Here is a 5725-nt window from a genome sequence, read left to right as displayed (position 1 = left end):
GTCTGGGGCAGCTTCTACATCCCCGAATATTTCGAGCTGATGCTGACCACGCTCAACGTGGCGCTGGTCTCGACCTTCATCGGCTTCGTCTTCGCCGTGCCGTTCTCCTTCATCGCGGCGCGCAATTTGACGCCGCATCCGGTGCTGCGGCTGATCGTCAAGCGCCTCATGGAACTGCTGCGCGCCTTTCCCGAGATCGTCATCGCCGGCCTGTTCGCCGCCATCGTCTCGATCGGCCCGATCGCCGCCATCATCGCCATCGGCCTGCATTCGATCGGCGCGCTGGGCAAGCTGTTCTACGAGATCAACGAGAACATCGACATGCGCGCCGAGGAAGGCCTGAGGGCCGTCGGCGCCAACTGGTTCGAGCGGGTGCGCTTCGCCGGCCTGCCGCAGGTGCTGCCCAACTTCATGTCCTACACGCTGCTGCGTGTTGAGATAAATGTCCGCATTTCCACCATCATGGGCGCGGTCGGCGGCGGCGGTATCGGCGAGGAGTTGAAGCTGTCGATCTCGCGCGGCTTCGGCGCCAAGACGATAGCCCTCGTGCTGCTCCTGTTCACGACGATCTTCATCGTCGACCAGTTCTCCGCCTGGCTGCGCCGCAAGCTGGTCGGCGAGCAGGCTTTCGTGATGAGCGCTTGACCATGGCCACCATGACCGCCGATCAGATCCAGTCGATCGAAGAGCGCTTCCCGCAGGTGTTCCAGCGGCCGTTCCACAAGCGCTTCGGGCCGCTGATGCTGCTTGGCGGCATCTTTCTCTACCTGCTGTACGCCTTGTGGTTCTTCAACCTGCCGCAGGTCATGCGGGAATCGCACTGGGAGCGCCTGCCGCTGTTCCTGACCCAGTGGATCAGCTACGACGTGCAGCCGATCTTCCGCCTCGATGAACCGCAGATCACTGCCAAATATCCACGCTTCTCCGTGCTCGGCCCGAACCCGGATCCGGACTGGGTCAAGACCAATGCCGATGGTTCGGTGACGATCCTGATCGACGGCACCGCCAAGTCGATCACCTTCACCAAGACGCAAGCGACGATAACTGCCAACGGTGAGACTGTCGCGGTCGCGCTCGGCACCGGCAAGCCGCTGATCTCGGGACCGGTTCCCGGCTGGATCACCGCGCATGAGGATGAGGTGGTCGCCGACATGGGCTTTGCCGGCGAGTCCCGCGTCGCCGTTGACCGCGTCAGGATACGCAAGCGGTTTCTAGGCTGGGCAAATTTCGTCTTCGACACGCGTTCGCCTTTCTTCGGCAAGTCGGCAAGCGAAGTCGCTTCGCTGATCGTCTCCGGGCCGGAACTGAAACCGGGCACGTCAAATCTGGCGCTGGCCGGCGACAACATCTGGAACAACGCCCAGTGGCAGCATGGCGATGTCTGGACGAAGCTCCTGCAGACCATCGTCATGGCCTTTCTCGGCACCATGCTGGGCGGCATCGTCGCCTTCCCGCTGGCCTTCTTCGCCGCCCGCAACATCACGCCCAGCCGGCTGGTCAACCAGGTGCTCAAGCGCTTCTTCGATTTCATGCGCTCCATCGACATGCTGATCTGGGCGCTGTTCTTCACCCGCGCCTTCGGGCCGGGACCGCTGGCTGGCAGTGCGGCGATCTTCTTCACAGAGGTCGGCACGCTCGGCAAAACCTATTCCGAGGCGCTGGAGAACATCGACGACAGGCCGCGCGAGGGGATTACCTCGACCGGAGCCAACGGCCTCCTGGTGCAGCGCTACGGCGTGCTGCCGGAAGTGGTGCCGGTGTTCATCAGCCAGACGCTCTATCAGTGGGAATCCAACACCCGCGGCGCCACCATCATCGGCGCTGTCGGCGCCGGCGGCATCGGCCTGAAACTGTGGGAAGCGATGCGCACCAACTCAAACTGGGCCAACGTCTTCTACATGGTGCTGCTGATCTTGGCCGTCGTCTTCATCTTCGACAACATCTCCAACTTCCTGCGCCGCCGGCTGAGCCAGACGATCCACGACTACAACAGGATCCAGGCTGAGCAGGGGTAGGCTTGTGATGCAGACGCGCAAGTCGTCTCGACCGGCGCCAAAGGATCGACCCCCACTCCGTCGAGCTTCGCTCGACACCTTGTATCTACACGAGAGAGATTTCGTGGGATTAGAGCGATTGAGCCAAGGTCCGGGTGGCCGCCCGGACCTTGGCTTGGCGAAGTCGCCCGTACCACCTGAGGTTACAGCCGCGGGAGAGCTTGGGATCTTCGCCTTCATCACGCACGACCGAACAGTCGCTTGGTTCCAACCGTACGCACAAGGCAGGTTACCGTGAACAGGATTATTTGTGGAGTTGATGTTTCGAAAGATTGGCTGGACGCGCATGTCTGGCCTGGCGGAGCGGCAGCGCGCTTCGCCAACGACGCGGCGGGGATCGCAGCTCTTTGGCTGTTCTGCCGCAGCCATGACGCAGTCCTTGCGGTGATGGAGGCATCGGGCGGCTATGAACGGCTGGGATTCATGCTCTTGTGGGCGCACGGCATGCCGTGCGGCGTGGTCAATGCCAAGAGCGTGCGCCGTTTCGCCGAGGCGATGGGCTATCTTGAGAAGACCGACAGGATCGACGCCGCTGTCATCGCCCACTACGGCGCAGTCAAGAACACTGTGCCGACGCCACCGCCAAGCGCCGCCCAGCAGCGGCTTGCCGCGTTGGTTGGCCGGCTTTGCCAGATTGTCGGCGATGCGACCATCAACAAGCAGCGTAGAAGTGCCGCACGCGACGCCGAGGTATGCGCCAGCATCGAGGCGATGCTGGCCTTCCTCAAGCGCGAGCAACGGCGCCTGGAAGGCGAGATTGCCTCGATGATCGATGACGATCCGCTGTGGGCCAGGCTGGAGCAGGCCTTTCGTTCGCTGAAGGGCGTGGCCGGACGCACCGTCGCCCGCCTGATGGCCGAACTGCCCGAGATCGGCCTCATCTCCAACAAGGCCATCGCCAAGCTGGCAGGCCTCGCTCCCTTCGCCAACGATAGCGGCAAGCGCACCGGCAACAGGCATGTGCGCGGCGGACGCGCCGGGCCGCGTGGCATCCTCTTCATCGTCGCAGCCATCGTGGCCAAATTCGATCCCAATCTCAAAGCTTTCGCTCAACGGTTGCAACAGGCGGGAAAGCCAAAAATGCTCATCCGCATCGCACTCGCCAGAAAACTCCTCGTCATCCTCAATGCAAAAGCACGCGATGCGCGCAACGAGTTCGCGAGTGCAACTTGACACCCCAGATAGTCGCTCTCCCCCGATCGACGGGGTAGAGGAAAGCGCCAGGCTGTCCGAGCCGACGCCTGTCCTCTTAGGCCGAGTGTCCCCCAGGCCGAGGCTTCCTTCCTCTCCCTCCGGAGGGGGGAGAGAGGTGGCTCGGCGAAGCCGAGACGGAGTGGGGGAACCACCTGGCAACCGCCGCGAACGCAAATAGAAAATGGGCCAGGGCGCCTAAGCCGCCTTCTTCCACCCGCTCTTGATATGCCTATACCCCTCCCGATAAACCGCTTCCGGGGTCTCTGAAAAATCCCGCCACACCTTGGTCGCCGCCGCCAAATCCTTGAGTGAGCGGCCGAACGCCTCGATCGTCAGCCAATCGTCATAGCCGCTCTTGCGGATGGCGGAAAACGTTTCGGTCCACGGAATGTTGCCGCGCCCCGGCACGCCGCGATCATTCTCCGAGATATGGATATGCACGACATTCCTGCGGTGTTTCGTGTAGGCGCCGATCGGGTCGGCCTCCTCGATATTGGCGTGGAAGGTGTCGTACATCGCCTTGATGTGCGGCCGGTCGATGGCGTCGATATGCTCCGACAGGTCCGCCATCGTGTTGAGCAGGTAGCATTCGAAGCGGTTCAGCGCCTCGAGCCCGATGGTGACGCCCTTGTTGCCGGCATGGTCGCCGATGGCGCGCTGCGAGCCGACGGAGCGCTTCTTCTCCGCGGCCGTCGGCCCAGAGCCGGAAAAGGACCCGAGCGTCGAATGCAGAGGGCCGCTCAGCGTGCTGGCGCCAAGCGCCTGCGCGCAGTCGATCGCCCATTTCATGTAGTCGACACCGGCCTTGCGGGTTGCCGCGTCGGCCGCGATCAAATTCATCGCCGGATCGCCCATGGCCGAAACCGCAGTCCGCTCCAGCCCGATGCGGTCGAGCAGATCGCCGAGCTTTCTATAATCGTCCGGCGTGCCGGCGAAGATCGGTATCTCGACGCCATCGAAACCGGTCGCCTTGATGTCGCGCAGCAGCGGCTCGTGTTTCTTCGACACCGCCGTCGTCCACAAGAACATGCACATGCCGATTTTCATCGACGCCCCCTCCCCTTAGATTCCTCGGATCGCCGGGGTGTTGAGATTCAGGTCAGGCCAAGCCGAAAACGGCTGGTTCCGAGAACCGGAGCGGAGCGTACTTTTGGGTACGTGAGCACCGGAAGCGCAGGAAACGGCCGTTTGCAGGCCGGCCTCACCTGAATCTCAGCGCCCCTTGGACTAGAGCTTCGTCCACGCCCCGTTCTTCTTCGACGACTTCACGCAAGCCTCGATGAAGGCCATGCCCTCGACGCCGTCCTGTATGGTCGGGAAGACGACATCCTTTGCCGGCTTGCCGCCCTTGCGGCGTGCCGCCCGGATGGCGCGTGCGGCCTCCTGGTAGATGTTGGCGAAGCCTTCGAGGTAGCCTTCCGGATGGCCTGACGGCACGCGGCTGACACGGCCCGCCACCGGCAGCGCGCCGGCGCCATTGCGGGTAATCAATTGCTTTGGCTGGCCGAATGGGGTGTACCAGAGATAGTTCGGGTCGGCCTGCACCCATTCCAGCCCACCCTTCGAGCCATAGATGCGCAGCTTCAGCCCGTTCTCATGGCCGGGCGCCACCTGGCTTGCCCAGATCATGCCCTTGGCCGGGTGCGTCTTGCCGGTAGGCTTGAAGCGCAGCATGACGTTGACGTTGTCATCCAGTAGCCGTCCCGGCACGAAGGCGTCGAGATCGGCCGACAGGGAGTCCAGTTCCAGCCCCGAGACGAAGCGGGCGAGGTTGTAGGCATGCGTGCCGATATCGCCCAGCGCACCGCCGGCACCTGCCTGCTTGGGGTCGGAGCGCCACGCCGCCTGCTTCTGGCCTGTCGCCGCCAAATCCTCGGTCAGCCAGTCCTGCGGATATTCGGACTGCACGATGCGGATGTCGCCGAGCACGCCCTTGGCGACCATTTCGCGTGCTTGCCGCACCATCGGATAGGCGGTGTAGTTGTGCGTCAGCACGAACACCTTGCCGGTCTTCTCGACTATCGCCGCGAGCTTTTTCGCTTCGGCCAGCGTCGTCGCCAGCGGCTTGTCGCAGATGACGTGGATGCCGGCCTCGAGGAAAGCTTTTGCCGCTGGCACATGCACATTGTTGGGCGTGACGATGGCCACCGCTTCGATGCCGTCGGGGCGCTTCGCCTCGGCCTTGGCCATCTCGGCATAGGATGCGTAGCTGCGTGAGGGGTCGAGCCCCAGTTCGGCCGCCGAGGCCTTGGCACGGGCCGGGTCGGCTGACAAAGCGCCGGCAACCAGCACGAACTCGTTGTCCAGCCGCGCCGCGATCCGATGCACCGCGCCGATGAAGGCGCCTTGCCCGCCGCCGACCATGCCGTAGCGGATCGGGCCGCCTCCCGTTTCCGACTTCGATGCGCCGACCATATCTTGCTCCTCGCTGTTGCTTGCCCCCCTTGAGGGGATGTCGATCCGCGCAGCGGATCGTG

Annotated in this window: 5 protein-coding genes; 3 read left to right on the top strand and 2 right to left on the bottom strand. The window is 63.5% G+C overall.

What is annotated here, in order from left to right; genetic code table 11:
* The 3 genes from phnE (ENZ75_RS18565) to ENZ75_RS18555 form a co-directional block, all read left to right on the top strand.
* On the top strand, positions 1-645 hold a 645-nt coding region (gene phnE, locus ENZ75_RS18565; RefSeq protein ID WP_128278230.1), incomplete at its 5' end, for a phosphonate ABC transporter, permease protein PhnE.
* Between the two features lie 2 nt (positions 646-647).
* Positions 648-2015 carry a phosphonate ABC transporter, permease protein PhnE gene (gene phnE / locus ENZ75_RS18560; RefSeq protein WP_063169042.1) on the top strand — a complete coding sequence of 456 codons (1368 nt, stop codon included), beginning with the start codon at positions 648-650 and terminating at the stop codon, positions 2013-2015.
* Between the two features lie 273 nt (positions 2016-2288).
* Positions 2289-3227, top strand: a complete 939-nt coding sequence (locus tag ENZ75_RS18555) for an IS110 family transposase (RefSeq protein WP_063169043.1) — start codon at positions 2289-2291, stop codon at positions 3225-3227.
* Positions 3228-3443: 216 nt separating this feature from the next.
* Here ENZ75_RS18555 and ENZ75_RS18550 read toward each other — a convergent pair whose 3' ends face one another.
* The gene (locus ENZ75_RS18550) at positions 3444-4295 is read right to left on the bottom strand and encodes a sugar phosphate isomerase/epimerase (protein WP_063169044.1); all 852 of its coding nucleotides are present in this window, start codon (positions 4293-4295) and stop codon (positions 3444-3446) included.
* A 180-nt stretch (positions 4296-4475) separates the two neighbouring features.
* Positions 4476-5663: a Gfo/Idh/MocA family oxidoreductase gene (locus ENZ75_RS18545; protein ID WP_013529510.1), complete on the bottom strand. Its 1188-nt coding sequence runs from the start codon at positions 5661-5663 to the stop codon at positions 4476-4478.
* Between the last annotated feature and the right edge of the window lie 62 nt (positions 5664-5725).

Source organism: Mesorhizobium sp. M7A.F.Ca.CA.002.04.1.1, assembly GCF_004022805.1.
Taxonomy (GTDB): domain Bacteria; phylum Pseudomonadota; class Alphaproteobacteria; order Rhizobiales; family Rhizobiaceae; genus Mesorhizobium; species Mesorhizobium ciceri.
Note: the sequence above shows the minus strand (reverse complement) of the source record. Positions and strands in the feature narration are given on the sequence as shown.

Bases quoted from the DNA above. Each gene is read 5' to 3' on its own strand.
- ENZ75_RS18545 (WP_013529510.1), bottom strand. From the start codon at position 5,663: ATGGTCGGCGCATCGAAGTCGGAAACGGGAGGCGGCCCGATCCGCTAC.
- ENZ75_RS18550 (WP_063169044.1), bottom strand. From the start codon at position 4,295: ATGAAAATCGGCATGTGCATGTTCTTGTGGACGACGGCGGTGTCGAAG.
- phnE (WP_063169042.1), top strand. From the start codon at position 648: ATGGCCACCATGACCGCCGATCAGATCCAGTCGATCGAAGAGCGCTTC.